Source organism: Burkholderia sp. BCC1977 (assembly GCF_905339595.1).
Classification (GTDB): domain Bacteria; phylum Pseudomonadota; class Gammaproteobacteria; order Burkholderiales; family Burkholderiaceae; genus Burkholderia.
The window spans coordinates 61,023-78,643 of sequence record NZ_CAJPGQ010000014.1; the positions used below are offsets into that span (position 1 = coordinate 61,023).

Here is a 17,621-nt window from a genome sequence, read left to right on the forward strand (position 1 = left end):
AAACATGAAACACGACAGCAATGTGACCTCCACCGTCGGCCACCTGATCGACGGCCAGCGCGTCGACGGCGGCAGCCGCATCCAGCCGGTGTTCGACCCGGCGACGGGCGAATCGGACAAGAGCGTCGCGCTCGCCGACAAGCTGACCGTCGAAGCCGCGATCGCGTCCGCGCAGGCCGCGTTCCCGGCGTGGCGCAACACGCCGCCGCTGAAGCGCGCCCGCGTGATGAGCCGCTTCAAGACGCTGCTCGAGGAGCATGCGGACGAGCTGTGCGCGCTGATCACCGCCGAGCACGGCAAGGTGCTCGCCGACGCGATGGGCGAACTGCAGCGCGGGATCGAGAACGTCGAATACGCTTCCTATGTGCCCGAGCTGCTGAAGGGCGAGCACAGCAAGAACGTCGGCCCGGCGATCGATTCGTGGAGCGAGTTCCAGGCGCTCGGCGTCGCCGCCGGCATCACGCCGTTCAACTTCCCGGTGATGGTGCCGCTGTGGATGTGGCCGATGGCCGTCGCCTGCGGCAACACGTTCGTGCTGAAGCCGTCCGAGCGCACGCCGTCGTCGACGCTGCGCATGGCCGAGCTCGCGCTCGAGGCCGGCCTGCCGCCGGGCGTGCTGAACGTCGTGAACGGCGACAAGGAAGCGGTCGACACGATCCTGACCGACCCGCGCGTGAAGGCGGTGAGCTTCGTCGGCTCGACGCCGATCGCGGAATACATCTACTCGACCGGCTGCGCGCACGGCAAGCGCGTGCAGGCGCTCGGCGGCGCGAAGAACTTCGCGGTCGTCATGCCCGACGCCGACATCGGCAACGCGGTGAACGCGCTGATGGGCGCGGCGTACGGCTCGTGCGGCGAGCGCTGCATGGCGATTCCGCTGGTCGTCGCGATCGGCGATGAAACGGGCGACAAGGTGGTCGACGGCCTGCAGGCCGAGATCGCGAAGATGAAGGTTGGCCCGGGCAACGGTGCCGGCGTCGACATGGGGCCGCTCGTCACGAAGCAGCATTTCGAGAAGGTGACCGGCTTCGTCGATGCGGGTGTGGAAGCGGGCGCGACGCTCGTCGTCGACGGCCGCGGCGTGAAGGTCGACGGCCACGACGGCGGCTACTACCTCGGCCCGTGCCTGTTCGACAACGTGAAGCCCGGCATGCCGATCTATCAGCACGAGATCTTCGGGCCGGTGCTCGGCGTGATCCGCCTGAAGTCGCTCGACGAGGCGATGGCGCTGATCGACGCGCACGAATACGGCAACGGCACGTGCCTGTTCACGCGCGACGGCGAAGCGGCGCGCTACTTCAGCGACAACATCCAGATCGGCATGGTCGGCATCAACGTGCCGCTGCCGGTGCCGGTCGCGTATCACTCGTTCGGCGGGTGGAAGCGCTCGTTGTTCGGCGACCTGCATGCGTACGGCCCGGATGCGGTGCGGTTCTACACGAAGCGCAAGACGATCACGCAGCGCTGGCCGTCGGCCGGCGTGCGCGAAGGGACGGTGTTCAGCTTCCCGTCGAACCGCTGATGCGTGTGTTGCGGCCGCACGCGGCGCCGGCCGGCCGGCGGGTGTCGCCACGCAACCGCCGGCCTTGAAGACGCACCGGCCCGCCCCGGTCCACGATCGGGGCGGGCCTTTTTACGCGCGCGGCGGCCGTGCCGACGCTCAAGGTGGGGAAAGAACGCTTACGGCGCGACCACGTGCCACACGTTCCTGAAGTTGTCGCCGGTGCGGTCGCCCTGTTTCATGTCCTTCGAGAAGAAGTACAGCGGCTTGCCCTTGTAGGCCCATTGCGGGCTGCCGTCGTCGCGCTTGACGATCGTATACGGCCCGACCGGAACGTCGGTCGCGCTGGCCTTGTACGGCGGCCAGAGGGATTCGCATTGCCCCGCGCATGCGCTGGTGCCGGCGTTGGGCTGGTCCTTGTCGAACGTGTAGACGGTCATCCCGTTCGCGGCGACGAGCGCGCCGTTTTCGACTTTGGTGATCGAGCCTTGAGCCGAGGCCGAGACGGACGCCATGGCGAGCAGGGCGGAACTGACGAGCAGCACGGCTTTCATGGTTACCTCCTTGTAGTCCGGTGGACGGCGCAATCGCGCGCACGGCCGGGCGTGCGCACGATTGCGGGGAATGGTGCCGGAACGCGGCGCCGTGGCCGCCGGTGCGAGCGACGGGAAGTCGAATGACGGCGGAACGGACCCGCTTCATTCACCATAGGCGGTTTTTCGCGGGGCTGCGAGAAGAACCGGGGGCGCATCGGCGGTGCGTAGGTCGCGCGCAACGCTGCGGCGTTTGTACGCTTGCGGCGGGATTCGGCATCCGTCCCCGAACCTCCTTGAGTCGAACTGGGCCCTGCGGCGCACTCCCGCGACGGATAGCGACACGCCGCGGTGCCGGGCCGTCAGCGAAACACCGGCGCCGACGCGAGCGCCGTCAGCACGGCCGGCATCGCGAGCGCGGCGGCGATCGTCTGGAACGCGGTGATGCCGGCCATCAGCGGCGCGTCGCCGCCGAGCTGGCGCGCCATGATGTACGACGAGGACGACGTCGGCAGCGCCTGGAACAGCAGCGCGATGGTCAGCGCGGCATCGCCGAGCCCGAACAGGCGGCCGGCCGCGAGCGTGGCGAGCGGCATCGCCATGAACTTGAACGCCGACGCGATGCACATCGGCTGCATCCATCCGCGCGCCGCGTCGAACTTCAGCGCCGCGCCCACGCACAGCAGGCCGAGCGGCATCGAGGCGGCGCCGAGCGCGCGCACGGCCGGTTCGACCGCGGCCGGAAACGCGATGCCGGCGGCCTGCATCGCGATCCCCAGCGCGCACCCGACGACGAGTGGATTCGACAGGATCTGACGCACGAGCGCCCACGCGCCGAGCCGTGTGTCGCCGTAGCGCGCGAACACCAGCACGCACATCAGGTTCACGGTCGGCACGATCGCCGCGACGCACACGGCCGCGAGCGCGATGCCGTGCGCGCCGAACAGTCCGGCGGCGAGGGCGGTGCCGACATAGTTGTTGAAGCGCACCGCGCCCTGGAACACCGACGTGAACCCGGCGCCGTCGACCTGCACGAACCGGCGGACCAGCAGAAGAAGCGCCGCGACGAGCACGGTCGAACCGACCAGCGCCGCCGCGAGCGGTAACACGGGCAGCGCTTGCAGCCGCGCATTCGCGAGACCGTCCGCGAACAGCGCGGGCAGCAGCACGTAGTAGCAAAGTCGCTCGGCGTGCGGCCAGAACGCATCGGCGATGAAGCCCGTGCGCCGGAGGCCGTGGCCCAACGCGACCAGCAGCGCGACCGGCGCGAGCGCGAGCAGGATCGGGCCGATCATCGACGCGCCTTCAGGCGAGGCGGGCGGGACGGCCGGCAGGCGGAGCAGCGGAACGAAGCGGAAATCCATCCGGAGGGCAACATGGCGGTACGCAATCGAAAGAGTGACGATGCCGCCAAGTTAACATGCGGACGCAGCAGGAATAATTGTGAATTATCGGGTGTTCAATGAGAAATTCTCATCGATGACGTGGTGACTTCGGCGGCCAGCGCACGGGCGAAACGCTCCGCCGGACGCGACTGGTGTTCGAGCAGTACGACCGCGCGGCCCATCTGCGGCTGGCCGAACGGCAAGCGCGTGACGGGCGGCAGCCGCGCGAGCGTCGAGTCGGGGAGCGCGACGATCGCCGCGCCGAGCCCGCGCGCGACCATGCGCGCGATCGTCTCGGCGCTGTCGAGCACCATCTCCTCGCGCACGCGGACGCCGATGCGGCGCAGTTCGGCGGCGATCATCCGGCCGGCCCACGCCTGCGCGTCGAAGCGGATGAACGGCAGCGCCTCGAGCAGCGTGCCCGCGTCGCGCTCCGCGTAGTGCGGCGGCGCGAGCAGCCAGAAGCGGTCTTCGTACAGCGTGGTCCACGTCAGTTCCGCCGGATGCGGGCGCACCGGGCGCGTCGTGATCGCCGCGTCGAGTTCGCCGGCCGCGACGCGGTTCGCCAGTTCGGCCGACATGCCGGCCGATACGTGCACGCGCAACGACGGATGCGCATCGCGCAGCGCGAGCAGCGCATCGGGCAGCGGGCCGGACAGCGCGGTCTGGATCGCACCGATCCGCAGGCGGCCGACGAGCTTCTTCTCGTCGCTGAGCGCATCGGGAATCCGGTCGACCATCGCGAGTACCTGCTCGGCCTGCGCGACGAGGATGTTGCCGGCTTCGGTGAGCACCGGCTGGCGGCGCGAACGGTCGAACAGCTGGACGTTGTATTCGCTCTCGAGCGCCTTGACCTGCAGGCTCACGGCGGACTGCGTGAGCCCGATCGCCTCGCCGGCGCGGGCGAAGGTCCGGTATCGGGCGATCGCGACCAGCGTTCTGAATGCGCGTAGTGACATGGACACGGTGAGGTGGGCGGCCGGGACCGGCACGCGGATTGCACGAGGATGCGGGCGGCGGTGCAGGGACGGCATGCCGACTGCGCCACCGCCGACCGCCGACGACCGCCGAAGCGGACGGCGCGCTGCCGGACATCATGCCCGCGCGTGCGGAAACGGGCAACCACGGCAGCGGCGGCATCGGCTGCCTGCTGCAGTCAGCGCGGCGCGTCGCGTGCGGACCGGCCGGTGCGGGTTTTCGTGAATGGCACCGAGCCGGCTGGTACGTGCCGCATCAGGCACCCGCTGGCGGGTTCATCGAATCGGGCGATTGACGGCCTACGCCCGCATCGATGCGCTCACCCCGCCGCATCCTCCCCCAGCGCCTGAATGAACCGGGAAAACAATTCGGGCTGCGACGAGATTCCAAGCTTCGCGTAAAGATGCCGCCGATGCACCTTCACCGTTTCCGGTGAAATCGCCAGCCGCTCGGCGATCGCCTTCGACGAATTGCCGCGCAGCACCATTCTCGCGATCGACATCTCGCGATCGGTCAGAACGCCCGCGCCGAAGCGCGCGAGCGCCTGCTCGACGCGTGCGCCGAGATCGTCGTCGGGCGTCGCGCGCGCGGCATCGCCCACCAGCCGCCAATGCTGCCGGATCGTCGCGAGCACCCACGGCATCGCAGCCGTCAGCTTGCCGAGCGGCTCGACGTCGAAGCGCGCGGCCGCGCCGAGCGACAACGACAGCAGCAGGTCGGGATTCGGCCGCAGCAGGATCTGGATTTCATCGTCGCCGACCGCGTCGCGGAAGTAGCTCAGGAAATACTCGCTCTGCCGGAACAGGTCGGGCGCGACTTCCTCGAGCCGGTAGCAGCCGTCGGCGAGCCCGTCGTGCGCGGCCTGCAGGAACGGATCGAGCAGATATAACCCATTGAGGTAAAGCGGCACCGGCGACGCGCTGTCGGTGCCGCCCGTGTCGTATTCGTCGAGCACGAGCGGCACGCCGTCGCGGCCGATCGCGGTTGCGAGCGCATTGTCGAACGGCACCATTTCGTTGAGCAGCAGCACCAGGAAACGCCAGAAGCGCGGCTGGCCGAGATGATCGATCGCGCGGCCGAGCGCCTGATGCATCGCGATTTCGGAGAAGAGTCGATCCATACCACCACCGGAGGGCGTAACACGAAGGGGGAATAGCGGTCCTGAATTTGGCTTCCTAGACTGCCACGCAATCAATCGGGCCCGAGTATGGGCGTTCAAAAAAGTGCAGCATAGGCGCAACAGGAGAACGAAATGGCGATGATGTCGGAATCGACGGGCACGCTGCAAGCGACGCCTGCCACGGAAGGCGCGCCGCGCGCGTTATCGCAGACGCTCAGCGTCCGCGACGCGGTGATGATCACCGTGTCGGGCGTGACGCCCGCAAGCTCGATCTTCGTGATCGCGCCGTTCGCGATCCAGCAGGCCGGCAGCGGCGCGGTGCTGTCGTTCGTGCTCGGCGGCGTGCTCGCGCTCGCGTTCGCACTCTGCTACGCGGAGCTCAGCGCCGCGCACCGCAGCGCGGGCGGCGAATACGTGATGGCCAAGCGCGTGTTCGGCACGCTGCCCGGCTACCTGACCTTCATCACGGTGCTGTCCGTCAGCGTGTTCATTCCGGCGGTGCTCGCGAGCGGCGCCGCGCCATACCTGAACAACGCGCTCGGCACGCACTTCAGCAACCAGTCGGTCGCATTGACGATCGTGTTGCTCAGCTACGTGCTCGGCATGCTGAACATCAAGACGAATGCATGGATCACCGGCGCGTTTCTCGTCGTCGAGATCGGCGTGCTGATGCTGATCGCGGGGCTCGGCTTCGGCTCTCCGCATCGCGGCGCCGAGGCGCTGGTCGCGCCGGTCGTCGCGAGCGGCAATGCGCTGGTGCCCGCCACGCTCGCGGCGATCGTGCCCGCGATCGGCACGGCGATCTTCTGCTACAACGGCTTCGGCTCCGCCGCCTATCTCGCGGAAGACCTGCGCGGCGGCAACCGCAACGTCGCGAAGGCGGTGATCTATTCGCTGCTGGTGATCCTGGTCGTCGAACTGATTCCGCTCACCGCGATCGTGCTCGGCGCGCCGTCGCTGACGGAACTGACGAAGAGCGCCGACCCGATCGGCTATGTCGTGCGCTCGCTGAGCAGCCCGACGGTGTCGCGCGTGGTCAGCGGCGGGATCTTCCTGTCGGTGTTCAACGCGATCATCGCGATCGTGATCACGATGGGGCGCCTGCTGTACAGCAGCGGCCGCCATGCGCTCTGGTCGCGCACCTGCAACCGCGCGTTCTCGACGATCCATCCGCGCTTCGAGTCGCCGTGGCTCGCGACGCTCGCGCTGGCGGTGCCGTCGGCGGGGCTGGTGTTCGTGTCGAGCCTCGACGAGCTGACCGCGTTCACGGTCGACCTGCTGCTGATGATCTATCTGGTCGTCGGACTGGCCGCGCTGGCGAGCCGGTTCGTGCGCCGCGACGTCGAGCATCATTACCGGATGCCGCTGTGGCCCGTGACGCCGCTCGTCGCGGTCGCGGGTGCCGCGTATACGCTCTACACGACGCTGGCGACGGCGACGAAGCCGACCGACCTGATCATCATCGGCGGGCTGCTGGTGGCCGCGCTCGTGATGTATGCCATCTGGGCGCGCCACAGCGATGCGTTCCGCACGCTCTGACCATAACGACCCACCGAACCATTGAAAGACTGGAGGAATTGCATCATGCGCACGAGGGATCTCGGCATCCGCATCGGACTCGGCACGCCGGGCCGCTTCAACGCGATCACCGACGTACCGGGCGTGCGGGTCGGACACTGCACGCTGAACGTCGAGAACGGCGATGCGTCGATCCGCACCGGCGTCACCGTCATCGAGCCGCGCGCCGGCGCCGCGCACGATTCGCCGTGCTTCGCGGGTGTCCATGTGCTGAACGGCAACGGCGACGCGACCGGGCTCGAATGGATCCGCGAAGCCGGCCTGCTGACGACGCCGATCGCCTATACGAACACGCACAGCGTCGGCGCGGTGCGCGATGCGCTGGTCGCGAACGAACGCGAAGCGGCGGCCGGCCGCGTCTACTGGTGCATGCCGGTGGTGATGGAAACCTACGACGGCCTGCTCAACGACATCTGGGGCCAGCACGTGAGCGCCGCGCACGTGCAGCGCGCGCTGGCCGCCGCGCAGTCGGGGCCGGTCGCCGAAGGCGGCGTGGGCGGCGGCACCGGCATGATCTGCCACGAGTTCAAGGGCGGCATCGGCACCGCGTCGCGGGTGGTCGCGGCCGACGCGGGCGGCTGGACCGTCGGCGCGCTCGTGCAGGCGAACTACGGCGTGCGCGAGATGCTGCGCGTGGCCGGTTATCCGGTGGGCGAAGTGCTGCGGCACGTGCATTCGCCGTTTCGCGCGCCCGATGCGCCGGGCGAGGCCGGGATGGGCTCGATCGTCGTCACGATCGCGACCGATGCACCGCTGCTGCCGCATCAGTGCACGCGCCTCGCGCAGCGTGCGAGCGTCGGGCTGGCCCGTGTCGGCGGCGGCACCGAGGATTCGAGCGGCGACATCTTCCTTGCGTTTGCAACCGGCAACGACGGACTGCCGGCCGCGAACTACGGCAACAAGGGCGCGCCGACGACTGCCGTGAAGATGGTGAACAACGACCATATCTCCGCGCTGTTCGTCGCGGCGGCGGAAGCGGTGGAGGAAGCGATCGTGAATGCGCTGGTCGCGGGGAGCGACGTCGAATCGCGCGGCGCGCGGGTCGAAGGGCTGGGGCAGGCGCGCTTGCTGGATGCGTTGCGCGAAGTGGGGTGGCGGCCGGGGCGCGGCGCCTGAAACGGCATGCGCCGCTTCAATCGAAGCGGCGTGGCGGGCAGTGTCGGTGCGGCGAGCGGCCGGCCCGTCGTGCACGCGCGCATGCGATCCGTGCGATGCGCGCGCGGCGGGCCCGGCCGTGACGACGCGACGTCATGCTCAGCTGCCGAAGTAGACGTTGCAGAAGCTGACGGGGCCGACGCATGCGTTCGGGTCTTCCTGCTTCGATTGCGCACGATCGGCGCGGCCTGCCGCCTGGACGGCTTCGGCGCGGTTCGCCGGTTGCTGCGCGAGGTCGGCCGGCGCGGGCTGGGCATGCGCGACAGCGGCGGTGAGCGACAGGGCAACGAGGGCGAGGTGCAGCGGCTTCATTTCGGTTTCTCCTGGGTCAGTGCCAGTCTCGCTGGCAGTGAGGAAACTATAGGCTCGCACTGCTTGAAGATTAATCACCGCGGGTGCAGAGCTTATTTCCATTCGGAACAAGGGTGACGTTGCGTACGCATCGATCGCCGCCGATCGTCATCGATGGTCAATGACGATGGCGGTTGAACGGCGCATCCTTGTCCAGCAGCGCGCTGCGGATGAAGTGCAGGCAGCCGACGATGCGCTGCATGCGGTGGCGCGCCTCGGGCACCGCGTACCACGCGTGCAGCGTGTGCTGCGCGGCGCGGATCGCCAGGTTCACCGATTTCAGCGTGCGCGCGTGGCGGCCCGGCGCCGGATCGTCGAAGAAGCGCGGCAGCTCGTGCAGCACCGCATCGATCGACGCGGTCCAGCGCAGCGTCTGCGGCGGTTTCGATTCGCAGAACCCGTGCAGCTCGTCGCGCAGGTCGATCACCGCATGGCCGACTTCGAGCGTCGACAGCATCCAGCGCAGCGCGTCGCGATGCTGCCGCGTACGCTTGACGAGCAGCGTGCGCAACTGCGCCATCAGGTCGTGCGTGCTCGACTGGAAGCGCGCCGCGAGGCCCTCGCGCGCGCCTTCGCACGCGAGCGTGACCTGGCGGCGCAGATCGTGCGCGATCCGCGACGTGAGCCACGGCATGTGGGTCGGAAACACCACGGCGAACACGATCGAGCACGCCAGCATCGCGACGACGACGGCGAAGCCGTTGTTGATCAGCACCTCGGGCGTATACGCGATCGCGTTGTCGGGGCCCGCGAGCAGGCAGAAGAACACCGCGAAGCCGATCCCGTAGCCGGACAGGCCCGGGCGCATCGCGAGAAACGCGCCGAGGCCGAGTACCGGCGCGAGTGCCGCGCACAGCAGCGGAAAACCGTCGATGTTCGGATAGACGTAGCAGAGGAACAGGTAGCCGACGGCCGTCGCGAACGCCGCGCCGACACCCATCTGCGCGACGAACTTCGGCGCGCGCGGCGACGTCGAGCTCAGCGCGCACGCGATCGCGGTGCCGATCACGGCGAGCGAGCCGCTCGGCCATTCGGACGCGAGCCAGAACGCGCTCATCGCACCGACGGCGACGAGCGTGCGCAGGAAGGCGAAACCGACGAAGAACGAATTGGTCTTCACCGCGTAGTGGGTGACCGAGCGTTCGAACGCGTGATCGTCGCGGTCGAGCGACGCGTTGGTGTCGGCGTAGCCGAGATACTCGCCGATGAAGCGATACATCAGCTCGATCGCGGTATCGAAGTCGAGCACGCCGCCGGCCGCGTGATCCTCGATCTCGCGGCGCGATGCGCGCGCGGCCTTCGGCAACGCGCCGTGAAAGCGGCGCAGTTCGAGCAGCGCGCCGGTGGTGGTCGCAATCCCGCGCTGCCGCTCGTCGCGCAACGCGGTGATGCGCTGCGCGAGCGCATCGATGTGCGGCGCGAGTGCGTCGAGCACCGCGTCCGACCGGTTCGCGCGCAAGCGTTTGACGAGCTGGTGCAGCGCATGCAGGCGCGTGCACGCATTCATGAACTCGCTGTTGAGTCGCGCGAGCCGGCGGCTGCGCGCGCGAATGTGCGGATCCTCGAACGACGCGAACGCGCGGTTGGCCTCGAACCCGACGATCTCGTCGACGAAATCGGCGAAGCGCCGCTCGAAATCGCCGCGCGCGAGGTCGCCCGACAGCGCGCCGGCCGCGAATGCCGCGAACTTCACATGACGGGCGGTCAGCGAGCGCATCAGCGCTTTCGCGGAACTGAGCGGCAGGATCAGCGCGCTGACCGCGCCGGAGCAGGCGATGCCGAGCGCGACTTCCGCGGCGCGCGTGAGCGCGGACTGGAACAGCGTCTGCGGCGTCATCACCGCGGGCAGGCCGATCAGCGCGGCGGTGTAGCCGGCGAGCACGAACCCGTACCAGCGGAAGTGGCGGTTGCGCACCGCGAGCGCGATGCAACTGCCGATCCACAGCGTGATGCCGGCCATGTACAGCTCCGGCTGCTGCGCGAACAGCCCGCCGAGCGCGAGCGCGGCGACGAGGCCGGCCACCGTGCCGAGCACGCGGTAGAAGCTCTTCGCGAACACCATTCCCGACAGCGGCTGCATCAGCACGAACACGGTCGTCATCGCCGTGCGCGGCTGCGACATCTCGAGCCGCATCGCGATCCCCATCGCGAGCAGCGCCGCGAGCACGGTCTTGGCGAGGTGCAGCCAGATCAGCCCGTCGCGCGCGGCCCAGTCGCGCGCGGCGCCGCCGAGCGGATCGAGCCAGGTTCTCCATCGTGCCGGTTCGATGGGAGGTCGCTCGATCGCAGGTGGTGGCTTCATGAAAAAAGAGGGAGCGCGTGCGGTGCCGCGGCGCGTCCGGACGGGTCCATTCGACTGGTGAGGCGCCGATTGTAGGAGTGCGGCGCGCAGGCATTAACGCAGCTACGGGGAAACGATAGTTGCAGGCCGCGTAACAATCTGTCGCATCCGTTGGAGGAAAATGGCGGCTCCGCTACAGGTGGCTCACAGGAATGGATACCCTACAAAACATGCGGGTGTTTACGCGCGTCGTCGAGACGGGCAGTTTCACCGCGGCCGCGCAATCGCTGAATTCGACCACGGGCGCGATGTCGCGCGCGGTGTCGGAACTCGAGGCGCGCCTGCGCACCCGTCTGATGAATCGCTCGACGCGCCGCCTCGCGCTGACGTCGGCCGGCGAAAGCTATCTGCGGCGCTGCCGCCAGATCCTCGCCGACGTCGATCGCGCCGAGGAAGAGGCGAGCTGCGCGCACGAGCGGCCGGCCGGCGTGCTGCGCATGCACAGCTTCGCGAGCGTCGGCCATCACTACGTGATGCCCGCGCTGACGCGCTATCACACGCAGTATCCGGACGTCTCGATCGAGCTGTCGCTGTCGCAGCGCATGCCCGACCTGTTCGACGGCACGAGCGACATGGCGGTCGTGACCGCGTCGTCGCTGCCCGATTCCGAGCTCGTGTCGCACCTGCTCGGCTCGACCTTCAGCATCCTGTGCGCGTCGCCGGAGTACGTGAAGCGCCACGGCGCGCCGGCGCGCCCGCAGGATCTCGGCGCGCACGCGTGCCTGACGCTCTGCACGCCGGCCTTCCCGACCCACGAATGGGTGCTCGAAGGCGCCGAGGGCGTCGAGCAGATCCACGTCGCCGGGCCGGTGCAGACCAATACGGCCGAGTCGCTCGCGCTCGCGATCCGCGACGGTATCGGGATCGGCATGCTGCCGCTGTATTCCGCGATCGACGCGCTGCAGGACGGCACGCTCGTGCGCGTGCTGCCCGGGCACATCCTGCAGAAGATGAACGTGTATGCGCTGTATCCGTCGCGCCGCTTCGTCGACGCGAAGGTGCGCACCTGGGTCGAGATGCTGCGCGCGCAGGTGCCGGGGATGATCGCGCGCGACGTCGAGATGCTGAACGCGATCGACCGCGAACCGCAGGCCGCCTGAGGGCGAACACCGGAAGAGGATGGCCGCGTGCCGGACGGCACGCTGTCCGGCCGCATCGTCGCGGGCGGGTTCGCACGCTATCCGCCGCACCCGCATGACACCTGTCATGCCGGTACGGCGTTGTGCCATGCCTTCACAGCGCGGGCTTCGCGGCGACGCCCGATTCGGTTGCGCCCGCACCGGCCGGGCCATATGCGGCATGCGCGGCCTTGTGCTCGGCGAGGCGTTTTGCCGCCAGGCGTTCCTGCGCGGCCATGATGTCGTCCGGATAGTTGCCGGCGTCGCCGAGCGACGGGTTGTAGCCGACCGATTCGAGGTCGTAGAGCTCCTGCAGCACCTGCGCACGCGTGACGGGCGACTTGGCGGACTGAGCGAACGACAGGGCCGGTGCGGCAAGCAGGACGGCAGCGGCGGCGGTAACGACGAGCGATTTCACGATGTGCTCCTGTAGGCGGGGGGTGAGGCCGGTTCGGCGATCGATGAGCGATCCGAACCGTCGATGCCAGTCTATGCAGCGCACGCGGGCACAAAAACCCCGATTCCAGGCAGGCAGCTTTCCAGATGGAACAACATTGGCGCGCGTCGCCCGCATCGCGCGAACCCGTCCGTCAAGACAGGTTCACGGCCGGCGCGCAACGCGCGGTCCCTCGGATCGGGATCAGAACCGCGTGCGCATGCCGATCGTGCCGACGATCTGGTTCGCGGTGCTCGACGCGCCGCCCGACGTGTTGATGAACGCCTGGTAGCCGCGGCCCGACGCGTGCTGATACATCGCTTCCGCGTACAGGTCGGTGCGGCGCGACAGCTTGTACACGGCCTGCAGGTCGACCTGGTGCCACTTCGGATCGGTGCCGTGCTTGCTGTCCGGGTTCGACACGCTGGCATCCGTGTACACGTAGGCCGCGCCGAGGCTGACGGCCGGCGTCACCGCATAGCGCACGTTCACGTCGTAGTTGTTGAACGCGACCTGGCCGGTGGAACCGAACGAGCCCGAGTTGTCGTACTGCGAGCGCGTGTAGACGAAGCCGACCGTCGCCGGACCGAACACGTAGCTGACCCCGCCGCCGTACGTGCGCATGCGGTCCGCGCCCACCGACCAGCCGCCCTGGCTCACGCTCTTTGCTTCGGCCACGTCGGTCGCGCCCGGGCTCGCGCTCGTCGAACCCTTCGTGCCGTTCATCTGCAGGTACGCGCCGGCCAGCTTCAGCGGGCCGTTCGTGTAGCTCGCCGCCACGCTGTATGCACGGTTGCCCGCGAAATTCGTCGAGTTCGAGAAGCCGTACAGCGCGCCGACCTTGAAGCCCGCGATCGTGTCGCTCGTGTACTTGACCGCGTTGTTGATGCGCACCGAGTGGTTCAGGTTGTCGTTGTCGAACGGATGCGCGAAGCCCGTGTCGCCGAAGTCGCCGGACGTCGCGGACAGCGGTGCGACGAAGTCGACCATCGTGTCGTACTGGCGGCCGAGCGTCAGCGTGCCGTAGCCGCTGCGGCTCAGGCCGACATAGGCGTGGCGGCCGAACAGCTTGCCGTCCTGGCCGAGCGCGCCGTTGTTCGCGTTGAAGCCGTTCTCCAGGACGAACAGCGCCTTCACGCCGCCGCCGAGATCTTCCGTGCCGCGCAGGCCGAAGCGGCTGCCGTTGACGGTGCCGGTGGTCATGCGCCACAGCGATGCGCCGCCGGCGTTGTTGGTGTACGCGATGCCGGCATCGATCAGGCCGTACAGCGTGACCGAGCTCTGTGCGTGCGCGAGCGGGGCGAAGAGGGCGGCGGCGGATGCGGCGGCAATCAGGGTTTTGTTCGTTTTGTGCATGTAACAGCTCCTGCGTGTGGGACGGGTGATCAAAGTTCGGCGCAAGTGTAGGGGCGGGGTCGCGCGATTCCGGCCGCCGGCGCGCGAGCGCTCCGTTGCGAGCTGCGCAAGAGTGCGTCACATGGCGTTCACAAATCGGTGCCGAGGCCGGATGGCGTGCGTTTGCACCGAAGGTGCGACGCGAGAGGCGACGGTGTCGCGCACGCCGTGTCGCGCATTGACAACACGCGCGTCGCCGGCGCGGGAGTTGATTGCGGCACCGCGCGCGTGGAGAATGAGCAGACCCATGCCGAGATCCGGAGACACCCGATGACTACGCCTCGCCGTCCTTCCTTGAGTGCCGCGCTGTGCTACCGCGACCCGAAAGCCGCGCTTGCCTGGCTCGAACGCGCATTCGGCTTCGAGCGCGCGCTGGTCGTCACCACGCCGGAAGGCGACATCGCGCATGCCGAAATGACATTCGGCGACGGCCTCGTCATGATCGGCGGCGCGTGGGCCGACTTCATCGCCTCGCCGGAAGACACGGGCGACCGGAACACGCAGCATGTCCACGTGCATCTTCCCGACGACGCGGACCTCGACGCGCACTGCGCGCGTGCGCGTGCGGCCGGCGCGGAGATCCTGCAGGCGCCGGCCGACCAGTTCTACGGCGATCGCATGTATCGCGCGCGCGATCCCGGCCGGCATGTGTGGACGTTCGGCAAGCACGTGCGCGACGTGACGAACGACGAGATGAGCGCGGCCACCGGCCTGACGATCGACGCATTCAAATAAGCGCGGCACGCATCGCCGGAGCCGGTTTTCCCACCACGCGGCGCGCCGACGCCGCATGACGCCTGGACCCACATGAATCTCTTCAATGCACGCCTGCGCGGCCGCGACGGGCTGTTCACGATCGGCATCGATGGCGACCGGATCGCGCGGATCGACGCGCAAACCGCGCCGGTCACATCGGTTGGCGCCGACGATGTCGATGCGGGCGGCCGTCTCGCGATTGCTCCGCTCGTCGAACCGCATATCCATCTCGATGCCGTGCTCACGGCCGGCGAGCCGGCCTGGAACATGAGCGGCACGCTGTTCGAGGGCATCGAGCGCTGGTCCGAGCGCAAGGCGACGATCACGCACGAGGACACCAGGACGCGGGCGCATGCGGCGATCGGCATGCTGCGCGATCACGGCATCCAGCACGTGCGCACCCATGTCGACGTCACCGATCCGTCACTGGCCGCGCTGAAGGCGATGCTCGAGGTGAAGGACGAGGCGCGCGGGCTGATCGACCTGCAGATCGTTGCGTTTCCGCAGGAAGGCATCGAGTCGTTCGACGGCGGTCGCGCGCTGATGGAGCAGGCGATCGACCTCGGCGCGGACGTCGTCGGCGGGATCCCGCATTTCGAGAACACGCGCGAGCAGGGCGTCAGCTCGATCCGCTTCCTGATGGAACTGGCCGAGCGCACCGGCTGCCTCGTCGACGTGCATTGCGACGAGACCGACGATCCGCATTCGCGCTTTCTGGAAGTGCTCGCGGAAGAGGCGCGCGTGCGCGGGATGGGCGCGCGCGTGACGGCGAGCCACACGACCGCGATGGGTTCGTACGACAACGCGTACTGTTCGAAGCTGTTCCGGCTGCTGAAGCGCGCGGGCCTGAACTTCGTTTCGTGCCCGACCGAGAGCATCCACCTGCAGGGGCGCTTCGACACGTTTCCGAAGCGGCGCGGCGTCACGCGCGTCGCGGAGCTCGATCGCGCGGGCCTGAACGTATGCTTCGGACAGGATTCGATCAAGGATCCGTGGTATCCGCTCGGCAACGGCAACATCCTGCGCGTGCTCGACGCCGGCCTGCACATCTGCCACATGATGGGCTACCAGGACCTGCAGCGCTGCCTCGACTTCGTGACCGATCACAGCGCGACGACGATGCATCTCGGCGACGGCTACGGGATCGCGGTCGGTCGGCCGGCGAACCTGGTCGTACTCGATGCGGACAGCGACTACGAAGCCGTGCGCCGGCAGGTGAAGGCCACGCTGTCGGTGCGCCACGGGAAGGTGATCATGCGGCGGGAGCCGGAGCGCGTCACGTATCCGGCGTGACGCGGCTGCGTGGCAGGCGGCACGCATCGTCGCAGGTCGCCTTCGGTCACGTATTCGCAAAATGCATGAGTTGATCAGAAAAATACGTTTGTCTCATGAGGGGCCGACGCCTACGATGCGGACCTGACGGCGGCGTGCAGGGTGCGCGCCGTCTTGTCGACCCTCGTTCGCCGAACTTCATGCGCCTCGATCTCCCGTCTGCTCCCGCGTCTTCCTCGCCGTCCGCCAGCCTGTCCGCCAGCCTGTCCGCCAGCCCGTTCGCGCGGATGGCTGCCGTCACGGTCCTGACCGGCGTCGGCGCCGGCTTCGGCGGGATGCTGCTCGCGCTGCTGCTGCACGCGATCCAGCATGCGGCCTATGGCTACAGCCTGGCGCACGTGGTCGGCACCGAGAGCTTTCTCACGGGCGTGACCCGGGCCGACCCGTTGCGCCGGCTCGCGGTGCTCGTCGTGTGCGGGCTCGTCGCGGGCGGCGGCTGGTGGGCGCTCTACCGGTACGGCCGGCCGCTCGTCAGCATCCGCCGGGCCGTTCGCGCGGCCGATCCGCGGATGCCGTTCGTCAGCACGACGGTGCATGCGTTGCTCCAGATCGTCACCGTCGCGCTCGGATCGCCGCTCGGCCGCGAAGTCGCGCCGCGCGAGATCGGCGCGCTGCTGGCAGGGCGGCTCGCGCACCGCGCGGGGCTCACGCCCGCCGATTGCCGGTTGATGGTCGCGTGCGGCGCGGGCGCCGGCCTCGCGGCCGTCTACAACGTGCCGCTCGGCGGCGCCGTGTTCGTGCTCGAAGTGCTGCTCGGCACGTTCGAACTGCGCGCGCTGGTGGCGGCCGTCGTCACGTCGGCGATCGCGGCGGCCGTCGCATGGATCGGCCTCGGCAACGAACACCAGTACACGGTGCCGCCGTTCGTGCCGAGCACGCCGCTCGTCGCGTGGTCGATCGTCTGCGGGCCGCTGTTCGGTTTCGCCGCGTACGGCTTCGTGCGGCTCACGACCCGCGCGCGGGCGGATGCGCCGAAGGGCCGGTTGCTGCCCGTGCTCGCGCTGGTCAACTTCGCGGTAATCGGCGTGCTCGCGATGCGGTTTCCGCAACTGCTCGGCAACGGCAAGGGGCCGGCTTCACTGGGTTTCGACGGTACGCTGACGATCGGCCTCGCGGCGACGCTGCTCGTGCTGAAGGTATTGATCGAGGCGGCCAGCCTGCGTGCGGGCGCCGAGGGCGGGCTGCTCACGCCGGGCCTCGCGAACGGCGCGTTGCTGGGCGTCGTGCTCGGCGGGTTGTGGAGTCTCGTGTGGCCGGGCGCGTCGATCGGCGGGTGCGCGCTGATCGGCGCGACCGCGTTCCTCGCCGCGTCGATGCAGATGCCGATCACGGCCGTCGTGCTGCTGCTCGAATTCACGCGTGTCAATTACGACTGCCTGGTGCCGATGCTGCTGGCCGTGGCGGGCTCGCTTGTCGCGTACCGGTTCGCGCAGCACCTGGCGCAGCGGCGAGCGAATGCGATCGCAGCCGTCAGCACGCCGGAGGCGGTTGCTCGCTAGCTGGCTTACGGCTGGCCCCTCTACGCATCGACGAGGCGACGATCCGTGCCATGACGTGGCGCGTTTGGAGGACTGCTCTTGGGTAGGGGAAGCGCGCGCATCGCGGATGCGTTAATTCCGCTCTGAAGTGGATTAGAGCCGAA

Annotated in this window: 16 protein-coding genes; 7 read left to right on the forward strand and 9 right to left on the reverse strand. The window is 68.7% G+C overall.

Annotated features, from left to right (window positions below; translation table 11 throughout):
- Positions 1-4 precede the first annotated feature (4 nt).
- A complete protein-coding gene (locus U5771_RS14320) occupies positions 5-1,522 on the forward strand; it encodes a CoA-acylating methylmalonate-semialdehyde dehydrogenase (RefSeq protein ID WP_322024585.1) in 1,518 nt (505 codons plus the stop codon).
- A gap of 158 nt (positions 1,523-1,680) precedes the next feature.
- Here U5771_RS14320 and U5771_RS14325 read toward each other — a convergent pair whose 3' ends face one another.
- The 4 genes from U5771_RS14325 to U5771_RS14340 all read right to left on the reverse strand — a co-directional run bounded on the left by U5771_RS14325 (position 1,681) and on the right by U5771_RS14340 (position 5,517).
- Entirely contained in the window at positions 1,681-2,055 is a 375-nt protein-coding gene (locus U5771_RS14325) for a hypothetical protein (RefSeq protein ID WP_322024586.1), read from the reverse strand.
- A 341-nt stretch (positions 2,056-2,396) separates the two neighbouring features.
- Entirely contained in the window at positions 2,397-3,329 is a 933-nt protein-coding gene (locus U5771_RS14330; RefSeq protein ID WP_322024587.1) for an AEC family transporter, read from the reverse strand.
- A 164-nt stretch (positions 3,330-3,493) separates the two neighbouring features.
- Complete coding sequence (locus U5771_RS14335) at positions 3,494-4,378, reverse strand: LysR substrate-binding domain-containing protein (RefSeq protein ID WP_322024588.1); 885 nt, start codon at positions 4,376-4,378, stop codon at positions 3,494-3,496.
- A gap of 338 nt (positions 4,379-4,716) precedes the next feature.
- Complete coding sequence (locus U5771_RS14340) at positions 4,717-5,517, reverse strand: helix-turn-helix transcriptional regulator (protein WP_124613562.1); 801 nt, start codon at positions 5,515-5,517, stop codon at positions 4,717-4,719.
- A gap of 132 nt (positions 5,518-5,649) precedes the next feature.
- On the opposite strand from U5771_RS14340, the gene U5771_RS14345 reads away from it, so the two are divergent.
- Together U5771_RS14345 and U5771_RS14350 are read left to right on the forward strand one after the other, a co-directional pair.
- On the forward strand, positions 5,650-7,056 hold the full coding sequence (locus U5771_RS14345) for an APC family permease (RefSeq protein ID WP_322024589.1): 1,407 nt from the start codon (positions 5,650-5,652) through the stop codon (positions 7,054-7,056).
- 45 nt (positions 7,057-7,101) lie between these two features.
- Positions 7,102-8,211: a P1 family peptidase gene (locus tag U5771_RS14350; RefSeq protein ID WP_322024590.1), complete on the forward strand. Its 1,110-nt coding sequence runs from the start codon at positions 7,102-7,104 to the stop codon at positions 8,209-8,211.
- A 138-nt stretch (positions 8,212-8,349) separates the two neighbouring features.
- Here the strand turns inward: U5771_RS14350 and U5771_RS14355 are convergent, their stop codons facing one another.
- Both U5771_RS14355 and U5771_RS14360 read right to left on the reverse strand, forming a co-directional pair.
- Positions 8,350-8,562, reverse strand: coding sequence for a hypothetical protein (locus U5771_RS14355; protein ID WP_322024591.1), 213 nt, complete (start codon positions 8,560-8,562; stop codon positions 8,350-8,352).
- 157 nt (positions 8,563-8,719) lie between these two features.
- Positions 8,720-10,903 (reverse strand): FUSC family protein, encoded by a 2,184-nt coding sequence (locus U5771_RS14360; protein ID WP_322024592.1) that lies wholly within the window; start codon positions 10,901-10,903, stop codon positions 8,720-8,722.
- 191 nt (positions 10,904-11,094) lie between these two features.
- Here U5771_RS14360 and U5771_RS14365 point away from each other — a divergent pair, with 191 nt between their 5' ends.
- Positions 11,095-12,042 carry a LysR family transcriptional regulator gene (locus U5771_RS14365; protein WP_124501270.1) on the forward strand — a complete coding sequence of 316 codons (948 nt, stop codon included), beginning with the start codon at positions 11,095-11,097 and terminating at the stop codon, positions 12,040-12,042.
- A 133-nt stretch (positions 12,043-12,175) separates the two neighbouring features.
- On the opposite strand, the gene U5771_RS14370 is transcribed toward U5771_RS14365, so the two are convergent.
- The 3 genes from U5771_RS14370 to U5771_RS14380 form a co-directional block, all read right to left on the reverse strand.
- Positions 12,176-12,478: a DUF4148 domain-containing protein gene (locus U5771_RS14370; RefSeq protein WP_059916241.1), complete on the reverse strand. Its 303-nt coding sequence runs from the start codon at positions 12,476-12,478 to the stop codon at positions 12,176-12,178.
- A gap of 222 nt (positions 12,479-12,700) precedes the next feature.
- The gene (locus U5771_RS14375; protein ID WP_322024593.1) at positions 12,701-13,852 is read right to left on the reverse strand and encodes a porin; all 1,152 of its coding nucleotides are present in this window, start codon (positions 13,850-13,852) and stop codon (positions 12,701-12,703) included.
- Between the two features lie 117 nt (positions 13,853-13,969).
- Complete coding sequence (locus U5771_RS14380; protein WP_322024594.1) at positions 13,970-14,140, reverse strand: hypothetical protein; 171 nt, start codon at positions 14,138-14,140, stop codon at positions 13,970-13,972.
- A gap of 21 nt (positions 14,141-14,161) precedes the next feature.
- On the opposite strand from U5771_RS14380, the gene U5771_RS14385 reads away from it, so the two are divergent.
- From U5771_RS14385 to U5771_RS14395, 3 genes are all read left to right on the forward strand, one after another.
- A complete protein-coding gene (locus tag U5771_RS14385) occupies positions 14,162-14,626 on the forward strand; it encodes a VOC family protein (protein ID WP_322024595.1) in 465 nt (154 codons plus the stop codon).
- 72 nt (positions 14,627-14,698) lie between these two features.
- Positions 14,699-15,940, forward strand: a complete 1,242-nt coding sequence (gene codA / locus U5771_RS14390; RefSeq protein WP_322024596.1) for a cytosine deaminase — start codon at positions 14,699-14,701, stop codon at positions 15,938-15,940.
- Between the two features lie 179 nt (positions 15,941-16,119).
- Positions 16,120-17,478: a chloride channel protein gene (locus U5771_RS14395; RefSeq protein ID WP_322024597.1), complete on the forward strand. Its 1,359-nt coding sequence runs from the start codon at positions 16,120-16,122 to the stop codon at positions 17,476-17,478.
- Positions 17,479-17,621: the final 143 nt, after the last annotated feature.

Coding starts and splice junctions, on each gene's coding strand:
- U5771_RS14360 (WP_322024592.1), bottom strand. CDS start 10,903: ATGAAGCCACCACCTGCGATCGAGCGACCTCCCATCGAACCGGCACGA.
- U5771_RS14330 (WP_322024587.1), bottom strand. CDS start 3,329: ATGATCGGCCCGATCCTGCTCGCGCTCGCGCCGGTCGCGCTGCTGGTC.
- U5771_RS14355 (WP_322024591.1), bottom strand. CDS start 8,562: ATGAAGCCGCTGCACCTCGCCCTCGTTGCCCTGTCGCTCACCGCCGCT.
- U5771_RS14375 (WP_322024593.1), bottom strand. CDS start 13,852: ATGCACAAAACGAACAAAACCCTGATTGCCGCCGCATCCGCCGCCGCC.
- U5771_RS14365 (WP_124501270.1), top strand. CDS start 11,095: ATGGATACCCTACAAAACATGCGGGTGTTTACGCGCGTCGTCGAGACG.
- U5771_RS14325 (WP_322024586.1), bottom strand. CDS start 2,055: ATGAAAGCCGTGCTGCTCGTCAGTTCCGCCCTGCTCGCCATGGCGTCC.
- U5771_RS14345 (WP_322024589.1), top strand. CDS start 5,650: ATGGCGATGATGTCGGAATCGACGGGCACGCTGCAAGCGACGCCTGCC.
- U5771_RS14385 (WP_322024595.1), top strand. CDS start 14,162: ATGACTACGCCTCGCCGTCCTTCCTTGAGTGCCGCGCTGTGCTACCGC.
- U5771_RS14380 (WP_322024594.1), bottom strand. CDS start 14,140: ATGGGTCTGCTCATTCTCCACGCGCGCGGTGCCGCAATCAACTCCCGC.
- codA (WP_322024596.1), top strand. CDS start 14,699: ATGAATCTCTTCAATGCACGCCTGCGCGGCCGCGACGGGCTGTTCACG.
- U5771_RS14320 (WP_322024585.1), top strand. CDS start 5: ATGAAACACGACAGCAATGTGACCTCCACCGTCGGCCACCTGATCGAC.
- U5771_RS14395 (WP_322024597.1), top strand. CDS start 16,120: ATGCGCCTCGATCTCCCGTCTGCTCCCGCGTCTTCCTCGCCGTCCGCC.
- U5771_RS14340 (WP_124613562.1), bottom strand. CDS start 5,517: ATGGATCGACTCTTCTCCGAAATCGCGATGCATCAGGCGCTCGGCCGC.
- U5771_RS14335 (WP_322024588.1), bottom strand. CDS start 4,378: ATGTCACTACGCGCATTCAGAACGCTGGTCGCGATCGCCCGATACCGG.
- U5771_RS14350 (WP_322024590.1), top strand. CDS start 7,102: ATGCGCACGAGGGATCTCGGCATCCGCATCGGACTCGGCACGCCGGGC.